Here is a 22,903-nt window from a genome sequence, read left to right on the forward strand (position 1 = left end):
GGCGTAGACCGGGGCCTTCTGCTCTGTGGGCGATACTGGGTTCGAACCAGTGACCTCTTCCGTGTCAGGGAAGCGCGCTACCGCTGCGCCAATCGCCCTCAGTGGGTGCTCGAGGTGGAGACGGGATTCGAACCCGCGTAGACGGCTTTGCAGGCCGCTGCCTCACCACTCGGCCACCCCACCAGGTGGTGTGAGATTGACTCTCATGACATTGCTGTCGAGCGGATGACGAGATTCGAACTCGCGACCCTCACCTTGGCAAGGTGATGCGCTACCACTGCGCCACATCCGCGGGGCTCATCGCTGAGCACTCGCATGACTATACCCGCGCTCGAGCCGCATGTCCAAATCGCCCCGCACGTGTCGCGCATCCGCCGCCGGACGCCCGGGGATGGTCACGCGCGCGCCCGCGGATGTGGCAGACTTGTGCGGTCCGCTTCGCGCGGCACGGGCGATTGGCGCAGTTGGTAGCGCGCTTCCTTCACACGGAAGAGGTCATCAGTTCGAGTCTGGTATCGCCCACCGAGACCGAAGGCCCCGGCGATCCGCCGGGGCCTTCGTCGTATCCGCTCGGGCGCGGCTCAGGCCGCCTCGCACGCCTGGGCGCACTGCTCGCACGCCTCGGCGCACGCCCGGCAGTGCTCGGCGTCGTGCCGTCGGCACTCGGCCGCGCAGGCGCGGCAGACCGCGGCGCACGCGGCCAGCAGCGCGTCGCGCGCCTCCTGCGGCAGCGGCACCTCGCGGGAGAGGATGCGCGCCGTCACCTCGCAGAGGTCGGCGCACGCCTCGCACATCACCGCGCAGTCGTCCATGCCCTCCTGCCGGTCGGCGCGGGCGCAGTCGCGGCACGCCGCGGCGCACGCCTCCAGCTCGGCCACGTGGGCCGCGTGGCTGCCGACCTCCGCGCCGCCGGCGCCCTGCTCGTGCTCGTGCTCCTGTCCGTGGTGCATCATCGCTCCTCTCGGCGGGCTCGATGCCCGCGCATCGGTTCGCGGCCGACGCTACGCCCGGAGGCTGGATGTCCCCCACGAGCGCCCTCGGCCCGTTAGCGTCGAGCCATGGATCTCCAGCTGAACGACCGCGTCGTCCTCGTCGTCGGAGGCACCGGCCTCATCGGCGGCGCCGTCGCCGACGTGCTGCGCGCCGAGGGCGCGACCGTGCTGACCGCCGCCCGCGGCGAGGGCGCCGACCTCCGCCTCGATGCCGCCGACGACGCGTCCGTCGCCGGCGCCGTCGCGAGCGTGCTCGAGCAGCACGGCCGCCTCGACGGCCTCGTCGTCGCCGCCGCGCCGCCCGCGCAGACGCTCGACCCCGCCCGCAGCTCCGACCCCGCGCAGGTCGTGGAGGCGGTCGACGCGAAGGCGATGACATTCCTGCGGCTCGCGAACGCCGCGAAGGCGCCGATGCGCGACGCCGGCTTCGGCCGCATCGTGGGCGTGAGCGGCCAGAACGCGCTGATCACCGGCAGCATCACCGGCTCGGTGCGCAACGCCGCGCTCATCATCGCGGCGAAGCACCTCGCCGACGAGCTGGCCGGCACGGGCGTGGCCGTCAACGTCGTGAACCCGGGCCCGGTCACCGCCGAGCCCGCCGACGACGTCGCGCACGGGAAGCCCGGCGAGTCGTCGCCGGAGCAGATCGCCGCGCTCATCGCGTTCCTGCTCTCCCCTCGGTCGACGACCTCCGGCGAGTCGATCGCGACCGGCCACCGGGTGCGCGGCTCCGTCGCCCTCTGACGCACGAGAGGAGGGGCCGGCTCCCGCCGGCCCCTCCCCCGATGCTCGAGCGCGTCAGACGCGGTCGCGCTCCAGCTCGTAGCCGTACGCGTCCTCACCGTGCACGATCTGGTCGACGCCGGCCAGCTCGTCCTCGTTCTTGACGCGGAAGCCGATCGTCTTCTCGATCGCGAAGCCGATCACGAAGGCGACGACGAAGGCGTAGACCATGACGCCGACGGCCGCGATGACCTGCACGGCCAGCTGGCCGGGGCCGCCGCCGAGGAACAGGCCCGTCTCGGTCGCGAAGAAGCCGAGGTAGAGCGTGCCGATGAGGCCGCCGACGAGGTGGATGCCGACCACGTCGAGCGAGTCGTCGAAGCCGAGCTTCCACTTGAGCTCCACCGCGAGGGCGCAGACGGCGCCGGCGATGACGCCGAGCAGCAGCGCCCAGCCGGGCGTGAGGTTGGCGCACGCGGGAGTGATGGCGACGAGGCCCGCGACGGCGCCCGAGGCGGCGCCGACGGAGGTGGGCTTGCCGTCCTTCAGCTTCTCGACGAGCAGCCAGGCGCAGATCGCCGCGGCGGTCGCGCCGAGCGTGTTGAGCGTGATGAGTCCCGCGTTGCCGAGGCCGTTGAGCCACTCCGCACCCACGTTGAAGCCGAACCATCCGAACCACAGGATGCTCGCGCCGAGGATCACGAACGGCACGTTGTGCGGCTTGTGGGCGCCCTTCGTGAAGCCGATGCGCTTGCCGAGCACGAAGGTGAGCGCGAGGGCCGCCGCGCCGGCGTTGATGTGCACCGCCGTGCCGCCGGCGTAGTCGATGACGGAGGGCAGGCCCAGCATCTCGCCGAGCGAGTAGGCCCAGCCGCCGCCCCACACCCACGCGGCGATCGGGAAGTAGCCGAGGGTGGCGAAGACGCCGGCGAAGAGCATCCAGGCGCCGAACTTGGCGCGGTCGGCGATGGCGCCGGAGATGAGGGCGACCGTGATGATCGCGAAGGTCGAGCCGTAGGCGACGCCGATCAGGTCGGTGTTCGCGCTCTCGCCCGCGGCGAGGGCGGCGAGGCCGAGGTCGCTGAACGGGTTGCCCGAGAACTGCAGCGGCGACTCGACGGCCGCCATGTTGAATCCGTACAGGATCCAGAGGGTGCCGACGAGGCCGATGGCCCCGAACGACATCATCATCATGCTGATGACGCTCTTGGCGCGCACGAGGCCGCCGTAGAAGAACGCGAGGCCGGGCGTCATGAACAGCACGAGTGCTGTCGCGACGACGCCGAAGGCCATGCTGCCTGCATCCATGAGGTGCTCCTTGGGGGTATCCGCGGGAAGGGACTGCTCTGAGGATCCCCCCGCGCGGTTTCGCCGGCGGGCGCGGTCGCGTTTCGTCTCGGTTACGGATGCGCGACCGTGTTTCGGGCGCGTTTCGGGCGACGGCGGGCATGCGGCCGGATGCCAGGATGGATCCCATGACGTGGATCAGGAACCCGCAGGTGTCGGCGATGCTCCTCCTCGGTGCGGCGATCCTCGGCCTCGTCATCGCCAACACCGGCCTCGGCCCGGGCCTCGACGCGCTGAAGCACATGCACCTGCCGTTCACGGTCTTCGGGCTCGACCTCTCGGCCGCGCACTGGGTGACCGACGGGCTGCTCGTCGTGTTCTTCTTCGTCGTCGCGATCGAGCTGCGCTACGAGTTCACGCAGGGCGACCTCAGCAGCGTCTCGAAGGCCGCGGTGCCGACCATCGCCGCGCTGGGCGGCGTCGCGGTGCCGGCGCTCATCTACCTGAACCTGGCCGGCGCCGACGGCGCGCGCGGCTGGCCGATCCCCACCGCGACCGACATCGCCTTCGCGCTCGGCGTGCTCGCGCTCGTCGCGAAGCGCCTGCCGTCGCGCGTGCGCGCGCTGCTGCTCGCCCTCGCGGTGATCGACGACCTCATCGGCATCCTCTTCATCGCGGTCTTCTTCACCGAGTCGCTCTCGCTGCCGCTGCTCGGGCTCGCCGCGGTCGGCGTCGTCGCCTTCTGGCTGCTCGGCCGCGCCTACCGCGGCAAGCGCGGCAGCTGGCCGCTGCGCATCCTGCTGCTCGTGGTCGCCGCCGTCACGTGGTGGCTCGTCGCGATGAGCGGCATCCACGCCACCATCGCGGGCGTCGCGCTCGGCCTCGTGCTCTCCCCCGCCCCCGCCGAGTCGGCGCGCGAGAAGCTCGAGCCGTTCACGAACGGCATCGTGCTGCCGGTGTTCGCGTTCACGGCCGCGTCGGTGATGATCCCGCAGGTGCCGCTCGGCGAGCTCAGCCCCGTCTTCTGGGCGATCGTCGTCGCGCTGCCGCTCGGCAAGCTCATCGGCATCACGGCGGCCGGCCTGCTCGGCCAGTGGGCGCTGCGCGTGCCGAAGGGCGGCCGCGTGCTGCTGCGCGAGCTGCTCGGCATCAGCCTGCTCGGCGGCATCGGCTTCACGGTCGCGCTGCTCATGAACGAGCTCGCCCACCGCACGACCCCCGAGCTCATCACCGAGGGCACGCTCGGCGTGCTCGCCGGCTCGCTCATCGCGGCGATCCTCGGCGCGACCTACCTGGCGCTCCTGAACCGCCGCTACCCCGACGTCGAGACGGCCGAGATCCGCGCCCGCGACGCCGAGGAGTACCTGCGGCGCACCGACGGGGTGGGCTAGGCGGTCTCGTTCGCCAGCGCCACGAGGCGCGAGATGGCACGCAGGTACTTCTTGCGGTAGCCGCCGCCGAGCATCTCCTCGCTGAAGACGCGGTCGAGGCTCGTGCCGCTCGCCCGCAGCACGACCTGCGCGTCGTAGAGGCGGTCGACGAGCGCGACGAACCGCAGCGCGTCGTTCTGGTCGTGCAGCACCTCGACGTCGCGCAGGCCCAGCCCCTGCAGCCCCTCGACGAGCCCGATGTAGCGCGACGGGTGCACCTTCGACAGGTGCGCGACGAGCGCGCGGAAGTCGTCGACCGCGACCGTGCCGTCGAGGCCCGCGAGCTCCGCCTCGATGCGGTCGTCGGGCGTCACCGGGGCGTGCCCGGTGATGTCGCGGTGGCGGTAGTCGTCGCCGTCGATCCGCATGATCTGGAAGCGGTCGGCGATCGCCTGGATCTCGCGCAGGAAGTCGGAGGCCGCGAACCGGCCCTCCCCGAGCGCGTTCGGCGGCGTGTTGCTCGTGGCCGCGAGCTTCGAGCCGCCGGCGACGAGCTCGCCGAGCAGGCGGGTCATCACCATCGTGTCGCCCGGGTCGTCGAGCTCGAACTCGTCGATGCAGACGATCCGCGAGCCCTGCAGCGCCCGCACCGTCTCGGCGTAGCCGAGCGCGCCGACGAGCGCGGTGTACTCGATGAACGTGCCGAACACCTTCGGCCCAGGCATCGCCTTCCACAGCGAGGCGAGCAGGTGCGTCTTGCCGACGCCGAAGCCGCCGTCGAGGTAGATGCCCGGCCGCACCTCGGGCGCCTTGCGGAACAGGGAGCGCTTCGGCGACGTCCACGCCGTCACGAGCTCCTGCATCCGCTCGAGCGCCTCGGCCTGCGACGGATGCGCGGGGTCGGGCCGGTACGACTCGAACGTCGCGCCGTCGAACTGCGGCGGCGGCGTGAGGCCCGCGACGATCTGCTCCGCGCTGGCCTCGGGGCGGCGCTCGACGAGCGAGATCGGTGCTGGCATGGGCGCTCCTTCGTCGACGCGTCGGCGTCCGGGGAAGTTTCGGTGGGAGGATGGCGTTCCCCCGGACGAGCCTAGTCAGGCAGGACAGCCGCGTGCGCGCGCGGCGCGGAAGGAGTCGCCATGACCGAGTCGGAGCCCCGCTTCGCCGAGTACGCCGCGCCGGAGCGCCTGGTCTCCACCGAGTGGGTGGCCGCGCACCTCGACGACCCCGACGTGGTGGTGGTCGAGTCCGACGAGGACGTGCTGCTCTACGAGGTCGGCCACATCCCGGGCGCGGTGAAGGTCGACTGGCACACCGAGCTCAACGACCCGGTGCTGCGCGACTACCTCACCCCCGAGGCGTTCGCGCGCCTGCTGGGTGAGAAGGGCATCGGGCGCGACACCACCGTCGTCTTCTACGGCGACAAGGCCAACTGGTGGGCGACGTATGCGCTCTGGGTCTTCGCGCTCTACGGGCACGATCGCACGCGCATCATGGACGGCGGGCGCGACAAGTGGATCGCGGAGGGCCGCGAGCTCACGCGGGAGCCCTCGCGCCGGCCCGCGGTCGACTACCCGGTCGTGGCGCGCGACGACCGCACGCTGCGGGCCTTCCGCGACGACGTGCTCGCGCACCTCGGCCGCCCGCTCGTCGACGTGCGCAGCCCCGAGGAGTACTCCGGCGAGCGCACCACGGCGCCGGCCTACCCCGACGAGGGCGCGCTGCGCGCGGGGCACATCCCGAGCGCCGCGAGCGTGCCGTGGGGCCGCGCCGTCCACGAGGACGGCACGTTCCGCTCGCGCGAGGAGCTCGAGGCCGTCTACCTCGACGGCGCCGGCCTGCGCGACGCCGACGACGTGATCGCCTACTGCCGCATCGGCGAGCGCTCGAGCCACACCTGGTTCGTGCTCACGCACCTGCTCGGCCTGCCGAAGGTGCGCAACTACGACGGCTCCTGGACCGAGTGGGGCTCGCTCGTGGGCGTGCCGATCGTGGTCGGCTCCGAGCCCGGCGAGGTGCCCGCGCGATGACGCTCACCCCTGCCCTGCAGCGCACCGTCGACGACTTCCAGGCCGTCGAGGAGCGCGACCGGCTGCAGCTGCTGCTCGAGTTCGCCGACGAGCTGCCCGAGCTGCCCCAGCGCTACGCCGACCACCCCGACCTCCTGGAGCGCGTCGCCGAGTGCCAGTCGCCCGTCTACCTGTTCGTCGAGGTCGACGACGCGGTGCACGTGCACGCAACCGCGCCGGCGGAGGCGCCGACGACGCGCGGCTTCGCCTCGATCCTCGCGCAGGGCCTCGAGGGCGCGAGCCGCGACGAGGTGCTCGCGGTGCCCGCCGACATGCCGCGCCTGCTCGGCCTCGACCGCGTGATCTCGCCGCTGCGCCTGCGCGGCATGGCCGGGATGCTCGGACGCATCCAGCGGCAGGTGCGGGAGCGCTGACTCAGTCGAGCGGCGCGATCCGGTGCTCGTCGAGCCAGCCGCGGATCTGCTGCTCGTAGCGCGCCCGGTCGAGGTTCCACAGCTTCGTGTGCCGGGCCGTCCGCCACTCCCGGTAGTCGACGATGTCGGGCCGCGCCTCGGCGAGCGCCCGGGAGGCGTCGGCAGGCACGAACCCGTCGTCGGCCGAGTGGAGCAGCAGGATGGGCTGCGACAGGGCGTCGGCGTGCAGCACGTTGTCGAGCTCGTCGAAGTCGAGGCTGCGGCTGCCGCTGAGCGCGGCCGCGGGCGACTCGAGGAGGCCCACGGCGGTGTCGACCAGCCAGGCGGGCATCTTGGCGATCGCGACCTGCAGCAGCAGCGTGGCGCGCCACGAGACCACCGGCGAGTCGAGCACGAGCCCCACGATGCGGCGGCGGTGCCGGGAGCGGCGGGCGAGCTGCAGCGCGATCTGGCCGCCCATGGACCAGCCCATGAGCACGATGCGGCGGGCGCCGCGCGCGACCGCGAAGCCGATCGCGTCGTCGACGTCGCGCCACTCATCGAGCCCGAGCCGGAACTTGCCGTCGCCGCTCGGCGGCGCCTCGGTGTCGTTGCGGTAGGAGACCGCCATCACGGGCATGCCGCGCTCGAGGAACACCGGCGCGGCCCGGATCGTCTCGCGCCGCGTGACGCCGCGGCCGTGCACCTGGATGCACCAGGTGGCGGCCGACTGGTCGCCCATGATCCACGCGGGCGCGGGGCCCACCTCGGTGGCGACGTCGACGGTCTCCACCGCATCCGCCACCTCCTCGGGCCGATGCACGGCGTAGCCCGACCACCGCGCGGAGTCCACGCCGTCGAGCACCTCACGTGCGCCCGCGTCGACCGCCCGCACGACGCTGTGCGCGTCCTCGGCCACGACGGGTCCGAGCACCACGAGCCGCTCCCCCACCCACAGCGCGTACAGGCCCGGCAGCCCCGTGTCGGGGGTGCGCCCGAGCCGCACGCCGCGCTCGTCGAGGCCGAGCACCCGGATGTCGTCGACGAGCTCTCGCGGCGGGGTGACGAGCATGGAGGCGAGCGCCGCGGAGGCACCGGTCACGGCGAGGGCGGCGCCCGCGACCACCACCCCGCCTGCGGCCATCGCGAACCTCGCGGGGCGGGTGGATGCGGCGGCGCGCCTCGCTCGGGTCGTCACGGTGCGATCGTAGTCTTGCCGGGTGGACACGAGCAGTGCAGCCCCCGCCCCCGAGCCGGAGGCCTTCCGCGCTGCCATCGACCAGCTGCGCAGGGCTGAGCTGCGCTCCGAGCTCTCGGTGCGCGAGATCCCGGCGCCGGGCCGCATCGCGCCCTTCTCGTTCGCCATCGCCGCCGACGTCGGCGTGACGGGCCACGGCCGCGACTCCGACCTCGGCACCGGCCGCTTCATCCTCATGCACGACCCGGAGGAGCCGGAGGCCTGGGGCGGCGACTTCCGCATCGTCAGCTTCACGCAGGCCTCGCAGGACCCCGAGATCGGCGTCGACCCGTTCCTCGCCGAGGTCACCTGGACCTACCTGCTGGAGGCGCTCGAGCAGCGCGGCGCCGAGTACCACTCGGAGTCGGGCACCGCGACCAAGATCCTCTCGAGCGGTTTCGGCGAGCTCGCGGCGCAGGGCGACGGCGCCCAGATCGAGCTGCGCGCGTCGTGGACGCCGACCGGCCACGACTTCGGCGCGCACCTCACCGCCTGGACCGACCTCCTGTGCGCGATCGCCGGCCTGCCGGTGCAGCCGGGCGCCGCGGGCCTCGACGCGCACAGGCGCACGCGTGGCTGAGCTGCCCGAGGCGGTGGCGTCGGGCCCGCTCGACGTCATCGAGGACGCGGATGCGCTGGCGCGCGCGGCCGAGCGGCTGCACGCGGGCGAGGGACCGGTCGCCGTCGACGCCGAGCGCGCGAACGGCTTCCGCTACACCGCGAAGGCCTACCTCGTGCAGCTCCACCGGCGCGGCACCGGCACCGTGCTCATCGACCCGACCGCGATCGACGACCTGTCGCCGATCCAGGACGCGATCGGCGGCGAGGAGTGGATCATCCACGCCGCGAGCCAGGACCTCCCGTGCCTGCGCGAGGTCGGCCTCGAGCCGGCCACCCTGTTCGACACCGAGCTCGGCGCGCGGATCGCGGGCTTCGAGCGCGTCGGCCTCGCCGCCGTCACCGAGCGGCTCGTGGGCCTGCGCCTGCGCAAGGAGCACGGCGCGAGCGACTGGTCGGCCCGGCCCATCCCCCGCTCGTGGCTGGAGTACGCGGCGCTCGACGTCGAGGTGCTGCCGGATGCGCGCGACGCGCTGGCGGCGGAGCTCGAGGCCCAGGGCAAGCAGGAGATCGCCGAGCAGGAGTTCGCCTACGCGCTCGCCCGCCGCCCCAAGCCCCCCGCGGAGGAGCCGTGGCGCAGGCTCTCGGGCATCCACGCGATCCGCGACCGCCGCCAGCTCGCCGTCGCCCGCGAGCTGTGGCTCGCGCGCGACGCGCTCGCCCGCGACACCGACACCGCGCCGGGCCGGCTCGTGCCCGACCGCTCGCTGCTCGCCGCCGCGATGGCCGACATCGAGGCGAAGGGCCGCCTCGCCGCGCGCAAGGACTTCACCGGTCGCGCGAGCCGCAGCGAGCTCGACCGCTGGTGGGCGGCGATCGAGGCCGGCCGCGCGAGCGACGACCTGCCGGTGCTGCGCGTGCGCTCGGACGAGCCGCCCCCGCCCCGCTTCTGGAAGAGCCGGCGCCCCGAGGCCGACCTGCGCCTGCAGCGCGCCCGCGCCGCCGTGCAGGCGGTGGCCGAGGAGCTCGCGATGCCGGCCGAGAACCTGCTCACCCCGGATGCGCTGCGGCGGGTCGCGTGGGAGCCGATCGAGCCCACCGAGCAGGCGGTCGCCGCTGCGCTCCGGGCCCGCGATGCGCGCCCCTGGCAGGTTGCGGCGACCGCACAGAGGATCGCCGCCGCGTTTGTAGAGGCAGACCAAGCGCCCGCCCAGCCCTCCGAGCCCTCCTCGTAGGAAGCGGCAACCGCCGCCTCGGGCCCGGGGGCGCGTTCCTACACTGGTGCCGCAATCACCCCAATCAGGAGGCATCGTGGCTGACGACGACGTCGTGTTCGTGGACGGCGTCCGCACCCCATTCGGGCGCGCGGGCGAGAAGGGCATGTACTGGCAGACCCGAGCGGACGACCTCGCGGTCAAGGCGCTCACGGGACTGCTCGAGCGCAACCCGAGCCTGCCGCTCGAGCGCATCGACGAGGTCGCGGTCGCCGCGACCACGCAGACCGGCGACCAGGGCCTCACCCTCGGCCGCACCGTCGGCATGCTCGCGGGGCTCCCCGTCTCGGTGCCCGGCTACGCGATCGACCGCATGTGCGCGGGCGCGATGACGGCGGTCACCGCGGTCGCCGGCGGCATCGCCTTCGGCGCCTACGACATCGCCGTCGCCGGCGGCGTCGAGCACATGGGCCGGCACCCGATGGGCCTCGACGCCGACCCGAACCCCCGCTTCGTCGCCGAGAAGCTCGTCTCGATGGACGCGCTCAACATGGGCAAGACGGCCGAGCGCATCCACGACCGCTTCCCGCACCTGACGAAGGAGCGGGCCGACCGCTTCGCGCTCGGGTCGCAGCAGAAGTACGCCGCGGCGCTCGCCGCGGGCCACATCCAGCACGACCTCATCCCGGTCGCGACGCAGTCCGCCGCCGGCTGGGGGCTCGCGACGGCCGACGAGGCGCCGCGCCCCGAGACGACGATGGAGGGCCTCGCGGGGCTGAAGACGCCGTTCCGCGACCACGGCCGCGTGACCGCGGGCAACGCATCCGGCCTGAACGACGGCGCGACGATGTCGATCATCGCCTCGGCCGCCGCCGCGAAGGAGCACGGGCTGACGACGAAGATGCGGATGGTCTCGTTCGGCTTCGCCGGCGTCGACCCCGACATCATGGGCATCGGCCCGGTGCCCTCGACGGAGAAGGCGCTCAAGAAGGCCGGGCTGTCGATCGAGGACATCGGCCTGTTCGAGCTGAACGAGGCGTTCGCCGTGCAGGTGCTCTCGTTCACCGACCACTTCGGCATCGCCGACGACGACCCGCGCGTCAACCCGTGGGGCGGCGCGATCGCGATCGGCCACCCGCTCGCCTCCTCCGGCGTGCGCCTCATGCTCCAGCTCGCGCGGCAGTTCGAGCAGCGCCCCGACGTGCGCTTCGGCATCACCGCGATGTGCGTCGGCCTCGGCCAGGGCGGCACCGTCATCTGGGAGAACCCCCACCACAAGCGCTACGGGAAGGGCATCTGATGGCCATCCGCGACGAGTTCCCGCGGCTCGCGGCCGCCGAGTTCGACGAGGTCGTCACGCACAGCCACGTGCGCGACGTGCAGCTCGCCTCCGGCAGGACGCTCGCCCTCATCACGCTCGACAACGGGCGCGACCACACGCGGCCCTCGACCCTCGGCCCCGCGACGCTCTTCGAGCTCGGCGACACCCTCGAGGCGCAGCGCGCCCGCGGCGCCGCCGGCGAGGTCGACGCGATCGCGGTCACCGGCAAGCCCTACTTCCTCGCCGCCGGCGCAGACCTGTCGAACGTCGGCAGCCTGCCCGACCGCGAGACGGCCGCCGAGCTGCCGAGGCTCGGCCACCGCGTGCTCGGCCTCCTCCACGAGGCGCCGGTGCCGACGTTCGTCTTCATCAACGGCCTCGCCCTCGGCGGCGGCCTCGAGATCGGGCTCAACGCCGACTACCGCACCATCAGCTCGGCGGCTCCCGCCGTGGCGCTGCCCGAGACGTTCCTCGGCCTCGTGCCCGGCTGGGGCGGCGCGACGATCCTGCCGAACCTGATCGGCATCGAGCGGGCGCTCAAGGTGATCATCGAGAACCCGCTCAAGCAGCGCGTGCTGAAGCCCGCGGACGCGCTCGAGCTCGGCATCGCCGACGCGATGTTCGGACCCGCGAGCTTCCTGGAGTCGTCGCTCCGCTGGGCCGACGGGGTGCTGGGCGGCGCGAAGGTCGACCGCCCCCACGTGCCCGGCACGCTCGAGCGCACGGTGAAGTGGCCGATCGCCCTGAAGATCGCGCGCGAGACGCTCGAGAAGCGGATCGGGAAGGTCGCCCTCGCGCCCTACCGCGCCCTCGACGTGATCGAGCTGGCCAGGAAGAACGACCGCGCGGCCGGCTTCGCCGCCGAGGACGCCGCGCTCGCCGACCTCATCCCGGGCGACCAGTTCGTGGCCTCGATCTACGCCTTCGACCTCGTGCAGAAGCGGGCGAAGCGCCCGGCCGGCGCGCCCGACGCGGCGCTCGCGAAGCCGGTGACGAAGGTCGGCATCATCGGCGCCGGGCTCATGGCCAGCCAGTTCGCGCTGCTGTTCCTGCGGCGCCTCCAAGTGCCGGTCGTCATCACCGACCTCGACCAGGGCCGCGTCGACGCGGCCGTGGCGCGCATCCGCGGCGAGATCGACGCGCTCGCGGGCAAGGGCCGCATCACCACCGACGAGCAGCAGCGCCTCAGCGCGCTCATCTCCGGCACGGTCGACAAGGCCGACTTCGCCGGCTGCGACTGGGTGATCGAGGCGGTGTTCGAGGAGCTGGGCGTCAAGCAGCAGGTCTTCGCCGAGATCGAGCCGCACCTGTCGGAGACGGCCGTCATCGCGACGAACACCTCGAGCCTGTCGGTCGAGCAGATCGGCGCGCGGCTCGCGCACCCCGAGCGCCTCGTCGGCTTCCACTTCTTCAACCCCGTGGCGGTCATGCCGCTCATCGAGGTGGTGCGCACGCCCGCGACCGACGACGCGACCCTCGCGACCGCGATGCGCGTCGCGAAGGACCTGAAGAAGAACGCCGTCATCACGCGCGACACCCCCGGGTTCGTCGTCAACCGGGTGCTCGCGAAGCTGCTCGGCGAGGCGATGCACGCGGTCGAGCAGGGCTCCTCCTTCGAGGACGTCGTCGAGGCGCAGCGCGCGTTCGGCTTCCCGATGGACCCGTTCGTGCTGCTCGACCTCGTCGGGCTCAAGGTCGGCGCGCACGTGCTCGACACGCACCACGGCGCCTTCCCCGACCGCTTCTTCGAGTCGAAGGCGCTGCACGAGCTCGCCGAGCAGGGCATCCTGCTCGAGAAGGACGGCAAGGGCGAGGTCAAGGGGATCGACAAGCGGGCCCGGAGGATCGTGGCGAAGCACCGTCCCGCGGGCGCCGTCGCGCTCTCGGCCGACGAGCTGCGCGTGCGCATCGAGGACGGCCTCGCCGACGAGATCAAGCGCATGCTCGACGACCACGTCGTCGAGGCCGCCGAGGACATCGACCTGTGCATGATCCTCGGCGCGGGCTGGCCGTTCCAGATGGGCGGCATCACGCCGTACCTCGACCGCGTCGGCGCCTCCGAGCGCGTGTTCGGCGGCACCTTCCACCAGCCGCCGATCGCCGGCCCGAAGGCCTGAGGCTCACGACCCGAGCCCCAGGAGTCCGGCAGACTGGCACGGTGGAACGCGCCCTCGTCGACGCCCTCGCCCGTGATCTCGCAGCAGCGGATCTCACGGGCGGGGGCGTCGCCGCGCTCGTCGGCGACGCCGCGCAGGCGGCGCTCGGCCGGATGGTGGCCGCGCCCGCGCGCCGCGCCGCGCTGCGCTCGCCCGGCCCGCGCCCCACGCTGCTGCGCGCGCTCGTGCTCGGCGACCGCGTGCCGGCGGCGGAGCTCGCGGATGCGCTGCCGGCGCTCGGCGTGGACGGCGCGGTCGCGCTCGGCCTCGTCGCCGTCGAGGGCGGGACGGCACGGCCGCTGCTCGCCGTGCGCCCGACGTCGTTCCGCGACGCGCTCGGCGTCGGCGAGTGGTGGATCGCGAGCGACCTCGACGAGCTCTCGGGCGTCTCGCGGCTGCGGCCCGACCACGTGCTCGGCGTCTGCGGCGCGGCGCGCACGCTCGCGGCACTGCTGCCGCCCATGCGCTGCGGCACCGCGCTCGACCTCGGCACCGGCTGCGGCGTGATCGCGCTGCACCTTCGGCGCCTCGCCGACCGGGTCGTCGCCACCGACGTCTCCGAGCGCGCGCTGCACCTCACCCGCCTGAACGCGGCGCTCAACGGCGTCGACGGCATCGAGACGCGACTGGGATCGCTCTACGAGCCGGTCGAGGGCGAGCGCTTCGACCTCGTCGCATCCAATCCCCCGTTCGTCATCACGCCGCGCGCCGAGGGCGTGCCGGCCTACGAGTACCGCGACGGCGGGCGCACGGGCGACGCGCTCATGGCGGAGGTCGTGCAGGGGCTCGGCGCGCACCTGCGGCCCGGCGGCGCCGCGCGGCTGCTCGGCAACTGGGAGGCCGTCGGGGGCCGCGACGGGCTCGCGCGCGTCGAGGAGTGGGCGGATGCGTCGCTCGACGTCTGGGCGATCGAGCGCGAGTCGCTCGACCCGGCCCAGTACGCGGCGCTCTGGCTGCGCGACGGCGGCACGCTCCCGCGCGATCCCGACCACGACGGGCTGCTCGGCGCCTGGCTCGACGACTTCGAGCGGCGCGGCGTCGACGCGGTCGGGATGGGCTGGCTCGCCCTCCAGTCGCCGCCGGCGGGGCGGTGCACGGCGCGGTTCGAGCGCCTGCCGCAGCCGATCGCGCTCGAGCGCGCCGGCGCGCACCTCGCCGAGGCGTTCGCCGCGGGCGAGTGGCTCGCCGGGCTCGACGACGCGGCACTGGCCGCCGAGCACCTGCAGGTCGCCCCCGACGTCACCGAGGTGCGCCACCAGCGCCCCGGCGCGAGCGGGCCGACGGTCATCGAGCTGCGCCAGGGCGGCGGGCTCGGCCGCACCGTGTCGGTCGACACGGCGCTCGCCGGGCTCGTCGGCGCGTGCGACGGCGAGCTGCCCGTCGGCACGCTCGTCGATGCGATCGCGGCGCTCCTCGAGGTCGACGCGGGCATCCTCGCCGCCGACCTGCTGCCGCGCGTGCGCGAGCTGGTCGTGACGGGCTTCCTGCGGCCCGTCAGCGACTGAGCCGCGCCGCCACCGCGCCGGGCAGGTGCTCGGCGACGTCGAGCGCGGTGATCGGGCGGCCTCCGGCTGCCGCGGCCGCGGCAGCCTCGCCGTGGAGCTCGACGCCCTCGGCGGCGATGCGCGCGAGCGTCGCGGGATCGGCGGCGTCGTCGGCGCGCCCGGCGAGCATCGCGCCGAGCAGTCCCGCGAGCACATCGCCGGTGCCGGCCGTCGCCAGCCGGTGCGTCGGCGCCTGCACGGTGGCCGAGCGGCCGCCGGGGGCGACGACGCGCGTCGCGGCGCCCTTCTCGACCACGACGGCGCCGAGCGCGTCGGCGAGCCGCGCCGCGCGCATCCGCTCGTCGTCCTCGTCGATGCCGAGCCCCGCGAGCGACCGCCGCAGCTCGGCGGCGTGCGGCGTCGCGACGACGGGGCCCGCGTGCCGCGCGGCGAGGTCGAGGGCGCCCGCGTCGACGACGCACGGCGCGCCGGAGCCGAGCGCCTCGAGCAGGAGCGTCCGCAGCGCCGGGCCGCGCTCGCGCGCGTCCTGCCCCGAGCCGAGCACCCACGCGCGCACGTCGGCGGGCGCCTCGTCGAGCGCGTGGCAGACCGTCTCCGGCCGCCGCGCGAGCACGAGATCCTGCACGCGCCGGGGCGCCCAGAGCCGCACCATGCCGGCGCCCGTGCGCCACGCCGCCTCGACGCCCAGCACGGCGGCGCCCGGGTAGCGCTCGGAACCCGTCACGACGCCGACCACGCCCATCGAGCGCTTGTCGTCCTCGGCCCCGGGGGCGCGCAGCCACGTCATGCCGCCAGCGTACGCGGCGGCGGGTCGGGCTCCATGCGGTCGACATCGGCGCTGTGCGCGAGCAGCACCGAGCGCAGCGGCAGCGCCTGGCCGCGCGCCGCCCGCGCGACGGCGTCGTGCCACGCCCAGTCGTCGGGCGTCGGCCGAGCGGCGCCGGGCCGCTCGAGCACGACGGCGATCTCGCGCTCGGGCTCGGCGATGCGGCCGAGGAGGCCGCGGAGCCCGAGCGCGGCGTAGGCGTCCGGGCAGACCGGGATGCCGTCGACCTGCTGCAGCTGCGGCAGCAGCGCGCCGTCCTGGGTGAGCAGCAGGATCCAGAGCCGGCGCACGAGGGCGTGCTGCACGAGCCCGCGCGCGACCTCGAGCAGGTCGTCGGCGTCGCGCGCGCGGATGGGTCGGCTGGGCCCGCGCCCGGCATCGGGCGCGGAGGAGGCGGTGTCGTCCATGCGCGGCAGGGAACCGCATCCGGCCGCTCGCGCGCGCGCCGCGCCCGCCCGCCTGTGGAGAGCCGTCAGTCGGTCGTGCGCCTCGCGCCGTCCACGGCGTCGTCGGCGTCGATGCGCAGCTCGGGCTCGCCGGGCAGCGGTCGCGCGACCGGCACGCGCCCCGTCCCGAGCACCTGCTGCACGATGTTCCGGGCGATCGCCTGGGCCGAGAGCCCGGCCTCCTCGAGGATCTCGCCGCGCTCCGCGTGGTCGATGAACGCGTCCGGCAGGCCGAGCTCGTCGACCGCCGTGTCGACGCCGGCGGCGCGCAGCTCCTGCCGCACGCGCGTGCCGATGCCGCCGACGCGCACGCCGTCCTCGAGCGTGATGACGATGCGGTGGTCGCGCGCCATCTCGACGATCGAGGCCGCGACCGGCACGACCCAGCGCGGGTCGACGACCGTGACGCCGATGCCCTGCGCGCGCACGCGCTCGGCGACGTCGACGCCGAGGTGCGCGAACGCGCCGATCGCGATGATGAGCACGTCGCGGTGCGGCGCCTCCACCAGCACGTCGACGCCGTCGTCGGTGCGGCGCACCGCGTCGAGCTGGTTCGGCACCGAGCCCTTCGGGTAGCGGATGACCGTGGGGCCGTCGTCGACGGCGACCGCTTCGCGCAGCTCCTCCTCGAGGCGGGCAGCGTCGCGCGGCGCGGCGAGACGGATGCCGGGCACGAACTGCAGCAGCGCGAGGTCCCACATGCCGTGGTGGCTCGGGCCGTCGGGGCCGGTGACGCCGGCGCGGTCGAGCACGAAGGTGACGCCCGCGCGGTGCAGCGCGACGTCCATGAGCACCTGGTCGAAGGCGCGGTTCATGAAGGTCGCGTAGATCGCGACCACCGGGTGCAGCCCGCCGAACGCGAGGCCCGCGGCGGTCGTGACCGCGTGCTGCTCGGCGATGCCGACGTCGAGCACGCGCGAGGCGTCGAGCGCCGCGAGCCGGTCGAGGCCGGTCGGGCGCAGCATCGCGGCGGTGATGCCGACGATGCGGTCGTCGCGGCGCGCGAGCGAGACGAGCTCGTCGGCGAACACCGAGGTCCAGGCGGGCCGGCCCGCGCTCGAGAGCGACTCTCCCGTCTCCGGGTCGATCTGCCCGACGGCGTGGAACTGGTCGGCCTCGTCGTTGACGGCGAGGTCGAAGCCCTGGCCCTTCTGGGTGATGACGTGCACGATGACCGGCGCCGCGAAGTCGCGCGCCTGGGTGAGCGCCTCCTCGAGCGCCTCGAGGTCGTGGCCGTCGATCGGCCCGAGGTACTTGATGTCGAGGTTGGAGTAGAGCACCTCGTTGTTGACGAAGCGCGTGAGGAAGCCGTGGGTCGCCCCGCGCACGCCGCGGTACATCGCGCGGCCGGGCCGGCCGAGGTGCGAGAACAGCCGCTCGGAGGTGCCGCGCAGGCTGCGGTACGAGCGCTGCGTGCGCACCCCGTTGAGGAAGCGGGCCATGCCGCCGATCGTCGGTGCGTAGGAGCGCCCGTTGTCGTTGACGACGATGACGAGCCGGCGGCTGTTGTCGTCGGAGATGTTGTTGAGCGCCTCCCACGTCATGCCGCCGGTGAGGGCCCCGTCGCCCACGACGGCGACGACCGAGCGGTCGTGCTGGCCGGTGATGTCGAAGGCGCGGCTGATGCCGTCGGCCCACGACAGGGAGGAGGATGCGTGACTCGACTCGACGATGTCGTGCTCGCTCTCGGCGCGCTGCGGGTAGCCCGCGATGCCGCCCTTCTGGCGCAGGCGCGAGAAGTCCTGCCTGCCGGTGAGCAGCTTGTGCACGTACGACTGGTGGCCGGTGTCGAAGACGAGCGCGTCGCGCGGCGAGCGGAAGACGCGGTGCATGGCCATCGTCAGCTCGACCACGCCGAGGTTCGGGCCGAGGTGGCCGCCGGTGCGCGAGACCTCGCGGATGAGGAAGGCGCGGATCTCGGCGGCGAGCGCCTCGAGCTCGTGCTGGGAGAGCCCGTCGAGGTCCCTCGGGCCGCGGATCCGATCGAGCAGGCTCATGCGCTCGAGTCTACGCGGCGACGGCTCCGCGGACGCCGACGGCCCCGGGCTCATAGCGGAGCCCGGGGCCGTCGATCGATGGTGCTCAGACGAGCGAGCGCAGCACGTACTGCAGGATGCCGCCGTTGCGGTAGTAGTCGGCCTCTCCCGGGGTGTCGATGCGCACGACCGCGTCGAACTCGACCGTCTGCTTGCCCTCGGGGCTGTGCTCGGTCGGCTCGGCGACGACGCGCACGGTCTTCGGGGTGCGGCCCTCGTTCAGCTCGGTGAGGCCCGTGATCGAGATCGACTCCGTGCCGTCGAGGCCGAGCGACTCCCAGGTCTCGCCGGCCGGGAACTGCAGCGGCACGACGCCCATGCCGATGAGGTTGGAGCGGTGGATGCGCTCGAACGACTCGGTGATGACGGCCTTGACGCCCAGCAGGCTCGTGCCCTTCGCGGCCCAGTCGCGGCTCGAGCCCGAGCCGTACTCCTTGCCGCCCAGCACGACGAGCGGGGTGCCCTGCGCCTGGTAGTTGGCGGATGCGTCGTAGATGAAGGCCTGCTCGCCGTCGGCGGTCGTGAAGTCGCGCGTGTAGCCGCCCTCGACGCCGTCGAGCAGCAGGTTCTTCAGGCGGATGTTCGCGAACGTGCCGCGGATCATCACCTCGTGGTTGCCGCGGCGCGAGCCGTAGGAGTTGAAGTCCTTCCGGTCCACGCCGTGCTCGGTGAGGTAGCGGCCGGCCGGGCTGTCGGCCTTGATGCTGCCCGCGGGCGAGATGTGGTCGGTCGTGACCGAGTCGCCGAGCTTCGCGAGCACGCGGGCGCCGGTGATGTCGGCGACCGGGGTCGTCTCCATCGTGAGCCCCTCGAAGTACGGGGGCTTCCGCACGTACGTCGACTGCTCGTCCCACTCGAAGACGTCGCCGGCCGGCGTCGGCAGGTTCTGCCAGCGCTCGTCGCCGTCGAACACGGCCGCGTACTGCGTCGTGAACATCTCGGTGTCGATCGACGAGTCGATCGTCGCCTGCACCTCGTCGGCCGAGGGCCAGATGTCGGCGAGGAACACGTCCTGGCCGTCCTTGCCCTTGCCGAGCGGCTGGGTGTCGAAGTCGAAGTCCATCGTGCCGGCGAGCGCGTAGGCGATCACGAGCGGCGGCGACGCGAGGTAGTTCATCTTCACGTCGGGGTTGATGCGGCCCTCGAAGTTGCGGTTGCCCGAGAGCACCGCGGTCACGGCGAGGTCGTTGTCGTTCACCGACGCGGAGATCTCCTCCTTGAGCGGGCCCGAGTTGCCGATGCACGTCGTGCAGCCGTAGCCCACGAGGTAGAAGCCGAGCGACTCGAGGTCGCCCCAGAGGCCCGCCTTCTCGTAGTAGTCGGTGACGACCTTCGAGCCGGGCGCCATCGTCGTCTTGACCCACGGCTTCGACGAGAGGCCCTTCTCGACCGCGTTCCGCGCGAGCAGGCCGGCGGCGAGCATCACCGACGGGTTCGACGTGTTGGTGCACGACGTGATCGCCGCGATCGCGACGTGGCCGTGGTCGAGCTCGAACGTCTCGCCGTCGACCTCGACCGTGACCGGCTGCGAGATGCGCGATGCCGTCGGCACGCCCGTGGGGGCCGCGGGCGTCGGGGCGACGAGCTCCTCGTCGGTGTCGGCCGAGAACGACGCGGGGTCGGAGGCCGGGAAGGTGTCCTCCACGGCCTCGTCGACGACGTCCTTCTCGGGCTCCGCCGCCTGCTCGGGCGCCGTCGCGTAGTTCTGCAGGTCGGCCGAGAACTGCTGCTTCGCGTTGGTCAGCTCGATGCGGTCCTGCGGGCGCTTCGGGCCGGCGATCGAGGGCACGACCGTCGACAGGTCGAGCTCCATGTACTCCGAGTAGGTCGGCTCGACCGCCGGGTCGTGCCAGAGGCCCTGCTGCTTGGAGTACGCCTCGACGAGCGCGACCTGCTCCTCGCTGCGGCCGGTGAAGCGCAGGTAGTCGAGCGTGACGTCGTCGATCGGGAAGATGGCGGCGGTCGAGCCGAACTCCGGGCTCATGTTGCCGATCGTCGCGCGGTTCGCGAGCGGCACGGAGGCCACGCCGGTGCCGTAGAACTCGACGAACTTGCCGACCACGCCGTGCTTGCGGAGCATGTCGGTGATCGTGAGCACGACATCCGTCGCCGTCACGCCGGCGGGGATCGAGCCGGTGAGCTTGAAGCCGACGACGCGCGGGATGAGCATCGAGACGGGCTGGCCGAGCATCGCGGCCTCGGCCTCGATGCCGCCGACGCCCCAGCCGAGCACGCCGAGGCCGTTGACCATCGTGGTGTGCGAGTCGGTGCCGACGACGGTGTCGGGGTAGGCGGTGAGCTCGCCGCCGAACTCGCGCGAGTAGGTGACCTTCGCCAGGTTCTCGATGTTGACCTGGTGGACGATGCCGGTGCCGGGCGGGACGACCTTGAAGTCGTCGAACGCCGTCTGGCCCCAGCGCAGGAACTGGTAGCGCTCGCCGTTGCGCTGGTACTCGATCTCGACGTTGCGCTCGAGCGCGTCGGCGGTGCCGAAGAGGTCGGCGATCACCGAGTGGTCGATGACGAGCTCGGCCGGGGCGAGCGGGTTGATCTTCTTGGGGTCGCCGCCGAGCTCGGCGACGGCCTCGCGCATCGTGGCGAGGTCGACGATGCAGGGCACGCCGGTGAAGTCCTGCATGACGACGCGCGCCGGGGAGAACTGGATCTCGGTCGAGGGCTCCGAGTCGGCGACCCACGAGCCGAGCGACTGGATCTGCTCCTTCGTGACGTTCGCGCCGTCCTCGGTGCGCAGCAGGTTCTCGAGCAGCACCTTGAGGCTGAACGGCAGCCGCTCGTGCCCCTCGACCTTGTCGATGCGGTACACCGTGTAGTCGGTGTCGCCGACCGACAGCGTGTCCTTGCTGTCGAAGCTGTTCGGATTCGCCATCGTGACTCCTCAGGGTCTTCACGGGATGCGCTGGCCGCGCCTCGAGTGTAAGCCTCGCACTGCCGTACTCCAGGGGTGCAGGGCGAGATATCTTGACGTCAAGATATCCTAGCGCTCCGACGGCTCCTCCGCCTGCGCAGGCGTGTCGTCCTCGAGCACGGTGCGCACCATGAGCCACGTCACCCACAGCGCGGCGAGGTAGAGCGGCACGCCCATCACGAGCTTCGTCGCGGCGAGCGCCTCGACGGCGCCCGCGGCGCCTGCGTCCGCGGCGAGGTACATCGGCACCTGGATCGCGAGCCGCGCGGCGATGACCGCGAGCCACAGGATGGTGGCCCGCCAGGCGACGGCGCGCTTCGCGCGCTCCGTGCGCCACGCGTGGGGCTTCGCGGTGAGCGCGCCGGCGATGACGCCGACGAGCGGGCGGCGCAGCAGCATGCTGACGAGCAGCACGAGCACCACGATCGTGTTGACGGTGAAGCCCCAGAGGAAGTTGTCCTCACCCTGCCCGGTGATGAGCGCGACCGCGGCCGAGATGCCGACGCCGACGAGGCCCGCGAACGCGAGCACGGGCTGCCCCTTCTGCAGCACGCGCCACGCCACGAAGCCGACCGAGACGACGAGCGGCACGACGACCGCGAGCCACACCTCGCGCGTGGTCGCGTAGATCGCGAGGAAGAGGATGCCGGGCAGGAGCGACTCGACGAGCCCGCGCACGCCGCCCATCGCGCCGAGCAGCGCGCCGGGCGTGGGCCTGGCGGATGGGTCGAGGTGGCCGAGCTTGGAGCCCCGGATGGCCGCGCCCACCTGCTCGGAGAAGGACGGCTCCCGCTCCCCCGGCGGCATCGCCATCAGACCGGCTTCGGCGCGCTCAGCGGGATGAGGTCGCGCGGCGGCATCGGCTGGGCGCCGCGGCACACCACCGTCGAGCGGAACAGCTCGATCGCCCTCGCCGCCTGCTCGTCGTCGACCGCGGCCTGGCCGCCGATGAGGCCCTGCAGCATCCAGCGCGGCCCGTCGACGCCGATGATGCGCACCGCGCGCGGCGCCCCGTCGGGGCCGGACTGCAGGCGCGCGCGGAGCTCGGGGCCGAGCAGGCCCTCGGCCTCGTCGACGGTCGCGCCCTGGCGCTCGAGCTGCGTGCGCAGCACCTGCCGCACGGGCGCCCAGATGCCCTCGCTGCGCGGCGCGGCGAAGGGCTGCAGCTGCACGGTGGAGCCTTCGTGCTCGAGGGTGACGGCGACGATGCGCTTCGTCCGCTCCTCGACCTCGAGGCGCATCTGCATGCCGGGGCGCGGCACGATGCGCAGGCCGCCGAGGTCGACGTAGGGGCGCACGGGCGCCTCGGACTCGTCGAGCGGGCCCGCCTGGGCTCGGTCCTCGGGAGCGCTCTTGTCGACGAGCGCCTCGTCGTCGAGCGGCTCGCCCTGGGCGTCAGTGGTGTCGGTCATCGTGCGATCCCCTCCGGGGCGGCGCCGCGGCCGGTCGATCCGTGCCCGCGCTCCCCCCGATCCGATCCCGGCAGGCGCTCCACCTCGACGAAGCGCACGCGCTCGACGCGCTGCACGACGAGCTGGGCGATGCGGTCGCCCACCTCGATGCGATGCGGCTCGCCGCCGGTGTTGAGCAGGTTGACCTTGATCTCGCCGCGATAGCCCGCGTCGACCGTGCCCGGCGCGTTGACGATCGTGATCCCGTGCTTGGCGGCGAGGCCGCTGCGCGGGTGCACGAACGCCGCGTAGCCGTCCGGGAGCGCGATCGCGACGCCCGTGCCGACCAGCGCGCGCTGCCCGGGCTCGAGCGTCACCGCCTCGGCGGCATGGAGATCGGCACCGGCGTCGCCCGGGTGCGCGTAGGAGGGCACCGGCGATCCGGTGATGAGGACGTCGACCTGCTGCATCGCAGTCGAGGCTAGCCGAGGCG

Annotated in this window: 20 protein-coding genes and 4 tRNA genes; 10 read left to right on the top strand and 14 right to left on the bottom strand. The window is 73.3% G+C overall.

Annotation, left to right across the window (positions count from 1 at the left end; translation table 11 throughout):
- Positions 1-26: 26 nt before the first annotated feature.
- The 3 genes from MU522_RS11605 to MU522_RS11615 all read right to left on the bottom strand — a co-directional run bounded on the left by MU522_RS11605 (position 27) and on the right by MU522_RS11615 (position 292).
- Positions 27-98: transfer RNA gene (locus MU522_RS11605), tRNA-Val, on the bottom strand.
- Positions 99-112: 14 nt separating this feature from the next.
- Positions 113-183, bottom strand: a tRNA-Cys gene (locus MU522_RS11610).
- Between the two features lie 37 nt (positions 184-220).
- Positions 221-292, bottom strand: a tRNA-Gly gene (locus MU522_RS11615).
- Between the two features lie 157 nt (positions 293-449).
- On the opposite strand from MU522_RS11615, the gene MU522_RS11620 reads away from it, so the two are divergent.
- Positions 450-522, top strand: a tRNA-Val gene (locus tag MU522_RS11620).
- A 59-nt stretch (positions 523-581) separates the two neighbouring features.
- Here MU522_RS11620 and MU522_RS11625 read toward each other — a convergent pair.
- Positions 582-950: a four-helix bundle copper-binding protein gene (locus MU522_RS11625; RefSeq protein WP_246991177.1), complete on the bottom strand. Its 369-nt coding sequence runs from the start codon at positions 948-950 to the stop codon at positions 582-584.
- Positions 951-1,058: 108 nt separating this feature from the next.
- On the opposite strand from MU522_RS11625, the gene MU522_RS11630 reads away from it, so the two are divergent.
- Positions 1,059-1,736, top strand: coding sequence for an SDR family oxidoreductase (locus tag MU522_RS11630; protein WP_246991179.1), 678 nt, complete (start codon positions 1,059-1,061; stop codon positions 1,734-1,736).
- 54 nt (positions 1,737-1,790) lie between these two features.
- On the opposite strand, the gene MU522_RS11635 is transcribed toward MU522_RS11630, so the two are convergent.
- Complete coding sequence (locus MU522_RS11635; RefSeq protein ID WP_128189149.1) at positions 1,791-3,023, bottom strand: ammonium transporter; 1,233 nt, start codon at positions 3,021-3,023, stop codon at positions 1,791-1,793.
- A 167-nt stretch (positions 3,024-3,190) separates the two neighbouring features.
- On the opposite strand from MU522_RS11635, the gene MU522_RS11640 reads away from it, so the two are divergent.
- Entirely contained in the window at positions 3,191-4,393 is a 1,203-nt protein-coding gene (locus MU522_RS11640) for a Na+/H+ antiporter NhaA (RefSeq protein ID WP_246991182.1), read from the top strand.
- On the opposite strand, the gene zapE is transcribed toward MU522_RS11640, so the two are convergent.
- Positions 4,390-5,391, bottom strand: coding sequence for a cell division protein ZapE (gene zapE / locus MU522_RS11645; protein WP_128189147.1), 1,002 nt, complete (start codon positions 5,389-5,391; stop codon positions 4,390-4,392). The two genes, MU522_RS11640 and zapE, sit on opposite strands and share 4 nt — an antisense overlap.
- Before the next feature lie 120 nt (positions 5,392-5,511).
- Here zapE and MU522_RS11650 point away from each other — a divergent pair, with 120 nt between their 5' ends.
- Both MU522_RS11650 and MU522_RS11655 read left to right on the top strand, forming a co-directional pair.
- A complete protein-coding gene (locus MU522_RS11650; RefSeq protein ID WP_128189146.1) occupies positions 5,512-6,402 on the top strand; it encodes a sulfurtransferase in 891 nt (296 codons plus the stop codon).
- Positions 6,399-6,815, top strand: a complete 417-nt coding sequence (locus tag MU522_RS11655; RefSeq protein ID WP_128189145.1) for a SufE family protein — start codon at positions 6,399-6,401, stop codon at positions 6,813-6,815. The genes MU522_RS11650 and MU522_RS11655 overlap by 4 nt, the downstream gene beginning before the upstream one ends.
- Position 6,816: 1 nt before the next feature.
- Here MU522_RS11655 and MU522_RS11660 read toward each other — a convergent pair whose 3' ends face one another.
- Complete coding sequence (locus MU522_RS11660) at positions 6,817-7,992, bottom strand: alpha/beta fold hydrolase (RefSeq protein ID WP_246991186.1); 1,176 nt, start codon at positions 7,990-7,992, stop codon at positions 6,817-6,819.
- Between the two features lie 22 nt (positions 7,993-8,014).
- Between MU522_RS11660 and MU522_RS11665 the strand changes: the two genes are divergently transcribed.
- The 5 genes from MU522_RS11665 (at position 8,015) to MU522_RS11685 (ending at position 14,785) form a co-directional block, all read left to right on the top strand.
- Positions 8,015-8,611, top strand: coding sequence for a DUF3000 domain-containing protein (locus tag MU522_RS11665; RefSeq protein ID WP_246991196.1), 597 nt, complete (start codon positions 8,015-8,017; stop codon positions 8,609-8,611).
- Entirely contained in the window at positions 8,604-9,824 is a 1,221-nt protein-coding gene (locus tag MU522_RS11670; protein ID WP_246991198.1) for a ribonuclease D, read from the top strand. The genes MU522_RS11665 and MU522_RS11670 overlap by 8 nt, the downstream gene beginning before the upstream one ends.
- Positions 9,825-9,897: 73 nt before the next feature.
- Entirely contained in the window at positions 9,898-11,103 is a 1,206-nt protein-coding gene (locus MU522_RS11675) for a thiolase family protein (protein ID WP_128189168.1), read from the top strand.
- Positions 11,103-13,241, top strand: coding sequence for a 3-hydroxyacyl-CoA dehydrogenase NAD-binding domain-containing protein (locus MU522_RS11680; protein ID WP_246991201.1), 2,139 nt, complete (start codon positions 11,103-11,105; stop codon positions 13,239-13,241). Before MU522_RS11675 ends, MU522_RS11680 begins: the two co-directional genes overlap by 1 nt.
- 41 nt (positions 13,242-13,282) lie before the next feature.
- On the top strand, positions 13,283-14,785 hold the full coding sequence (locus MU522_RS11685; RefSeq protein WP_246991204.1) for a methyltransferase: 1,503 nt from the start codon (positions 13,283-13,285) through the stop codon (positions 14,783-14,785).
- Here MU522_RS11685 and MU522_RS11690 read toward each other — a convergent pair.
- The 7 genes from MU522_RS11690 to dut all read right to left on the bottom strand — a co-directional run bounded on the left by MU522_RS11690 (position 14,775) and on the right by dut (position 22,880).
- Entirely contained in the window at positions 14,775-15,572 is a 798-nt protein-coding gene (locus MU522_RS11690; RefSeq protein ID WP_246991206.1) for an ADP/ATP-dependent (S)-NAD(P)H-hydrate dehydratase, read from the bottom strand. The genes MU522_RS11685 and MU522_RS11690 overlap by 11 nt on opposite strands.
- Positions 15,569-16,018 (bottom strand): hypothetical protein, encoded by a 450-nt coding sequence (locus MU522_RS11695; RefSeq protein ID WP_246991208.1) that lies wholly within the window; start codon positions 16,016-16,018, stop codon positions 15,569-15,571. The genes MU522_RS11690 and MU522_RS11695 overlap by 4 nt, the downstream gene beginning before the upstream one ends.
- Positions 16,019-16,083: 65 nt before the next feature.
- Entirely contained in the window at positions 16,084-18,054 is a 1,971-nt protein-coding gene (gene dxs / locus MU522_RS11700; RefSeq protein ID WP_246991211.1) for a 1-deoxy-D-xylulose-5-phosphate synthase, read from the bottom strand.
- 85 nt (positions 18,055-18,139) lie between these two features.
- Positions 18,140-20,980, bottom strand: a complete 2,841-nt coding sequence (locus MU522_RS11705) for an aconitate hydratase (RefSeq protein ID WP_246991214.1) — start codon at positions 20,978-20,980, stop codon at positions 18,140-18,142.
- A 108-nt stretch (positions 20,981-21,088) separates the two neighbouring features.
- Positions 21,089-21,832 (bottom strand): DUF3159 domain-containing protein, encoded by a 744-nt coding sequence (locus MU522_RS11710; protein WP_246991217.1) that lies wholly within the window; start codon positions 21,830-21,832, stop codon positions 21,089-21,091.
- Positions 21,832-22,431, bottom strand: coding sequence for a DUF3710 domain-containing protein (locus MU522_RS11715; RefSeq protein WP_246991220.1), 600 nt, complete (start codon positions 22,429-22,431; stop codon positions 21,832-21,834). The genes MU522_RS11710 and MU522_RS11715 overlap by 1 nt, the downstream gene beginning before the upstream one ends.
- A complete protein-coding gene (gene dut, locus MU522_RS11720; protein ID WP_225792732.1) occupies positions 22,428-22,880 on the bottom strand; it encodes a dUTP diphosphatase in 453 nt (150 codons plus the stop codon). Before dut ends, MU522_RS11715 begins: the two co-directional genes overlap by 4 nt.
- Between the last annotated feature and the right edge of the window lie 23 nt (positions 22,881-22,903).

The sequence above is a fragment of the Agrococcus sp. SCSIO52902 genome (assembly GCF_022983135.1).
In the GTDB taxonomy this organism is placed as follows: domain Bacteria; phylum Actinomycetota; class Actinomycetes; order Actinomycetales; family Microbacteriaceae; genus Agrococcus; species Agrococcus sediminis.

Bases quoted from the DNA above. Each gene is read 5' to 3' on its own strand.
- zapE (WP_128189147.1), bottom strand. From the start codon at position 5,391: ATGCCAGCACCGATCTCGCTCGTCGAGCGCCGCCCCGAGGCCAGCGCG.
- MU522_RS11635 (WP_128189149.1), bottom strand. From the start codon at position 3,023: ATGGATGCAGGCAGCATGGCCTTCGGCGTCGTCGCGACAGCACTCGTG.
- MU522_RS11655 (WP_128189145.1), top strand. From the start codon at position 6,399: ATGACGCTCACCCCTGCCCTGCAGCGCACCGTCGACGACTTCCAGGCC.
- MU522_RS11630 (WP_246991179.1), top strand. From the start codon at position 1,059: ATGGATCTCCAGCTGAACGACCGCGTCGTCCTCGTCGTCGGAGGCACC.
- MU522_RS11695 (WP_246991208.1), bottom strand. From the start codon at position 16,018: ATGGACGACACCGCCTCCTCCGCGCCCGATGCCGGGCGCGGGCCCAGC.
- MU522_RS11650 (WP_128189146.1), top strand. From the start codon at position 5,512: ATGACCGAGTCGGAGCCCCGCTTCGCCGAGTACGCCGCGCCGGAGCGC.
- MU522_RS11680 (WP_246991201.1), top strand. From the start codon at position 11,103: ATGGCCATCCGCGACGAGTTCCCGCGGCTCGCGGCCGCCGAGTTCGAC.
- MU522_RS11710 (WP_246991217.1), bottom strand. From the start codon at position 21,832: ATGGCGATGCCGCCGGGGGAGCGGGAGCCGTCCTTCTCCGAGCAGGTG.
- dxs (WP_246991211.1), bottom strand. From the start codon at position 18,054: ATGAGCCTGCTCGATCGGATCCGCGGCCCGAGGGACCTCGACGGGCTC.
- dut (WP_225792732.1), bottom strand. From the start codon at position 22,880: ATGCAGCAGGTCGACGTCCTCATCACCGGATCGCCGGTGCCCTCCTAC.
- MU522_RS11715 (WP_246991220.1), bottom strand. From the start codon at position 22,431: ATGACCGACACCACTGACGCCCAGGGCGAGCCGCTCGACGACGAGGCG.
- MU522_RS11690 (WP_246991206.1), bottom strand. From the start codon at position 15,572: ATGACGTGGCTGCGCGCCCCCGGGGCCGAGGACGACAAGCGCTCGATG.
- MU522_RS11640 (WP_246991182.1), top strand. From the start codon at position 3,191: ATGACGTGGATCAGGAACCCGCAGGTGTCGGCGATGCTCCTCCTCGGT.
- MU522_RS11705 (WP_246991214.1), bottom strand. From the start codon at position 20,980: ATGGCGAATCCGAACAGCTTCGACAGCAAGGACACGCTGTCGGTCGGC.
- MU522_RS11625 (WP_246991177.1), bottom strand. From the start codon at position 950: ATGCACCACGGACAGGAGCACGAGCACGAGCAGGGCGCCGGCGGCGCG.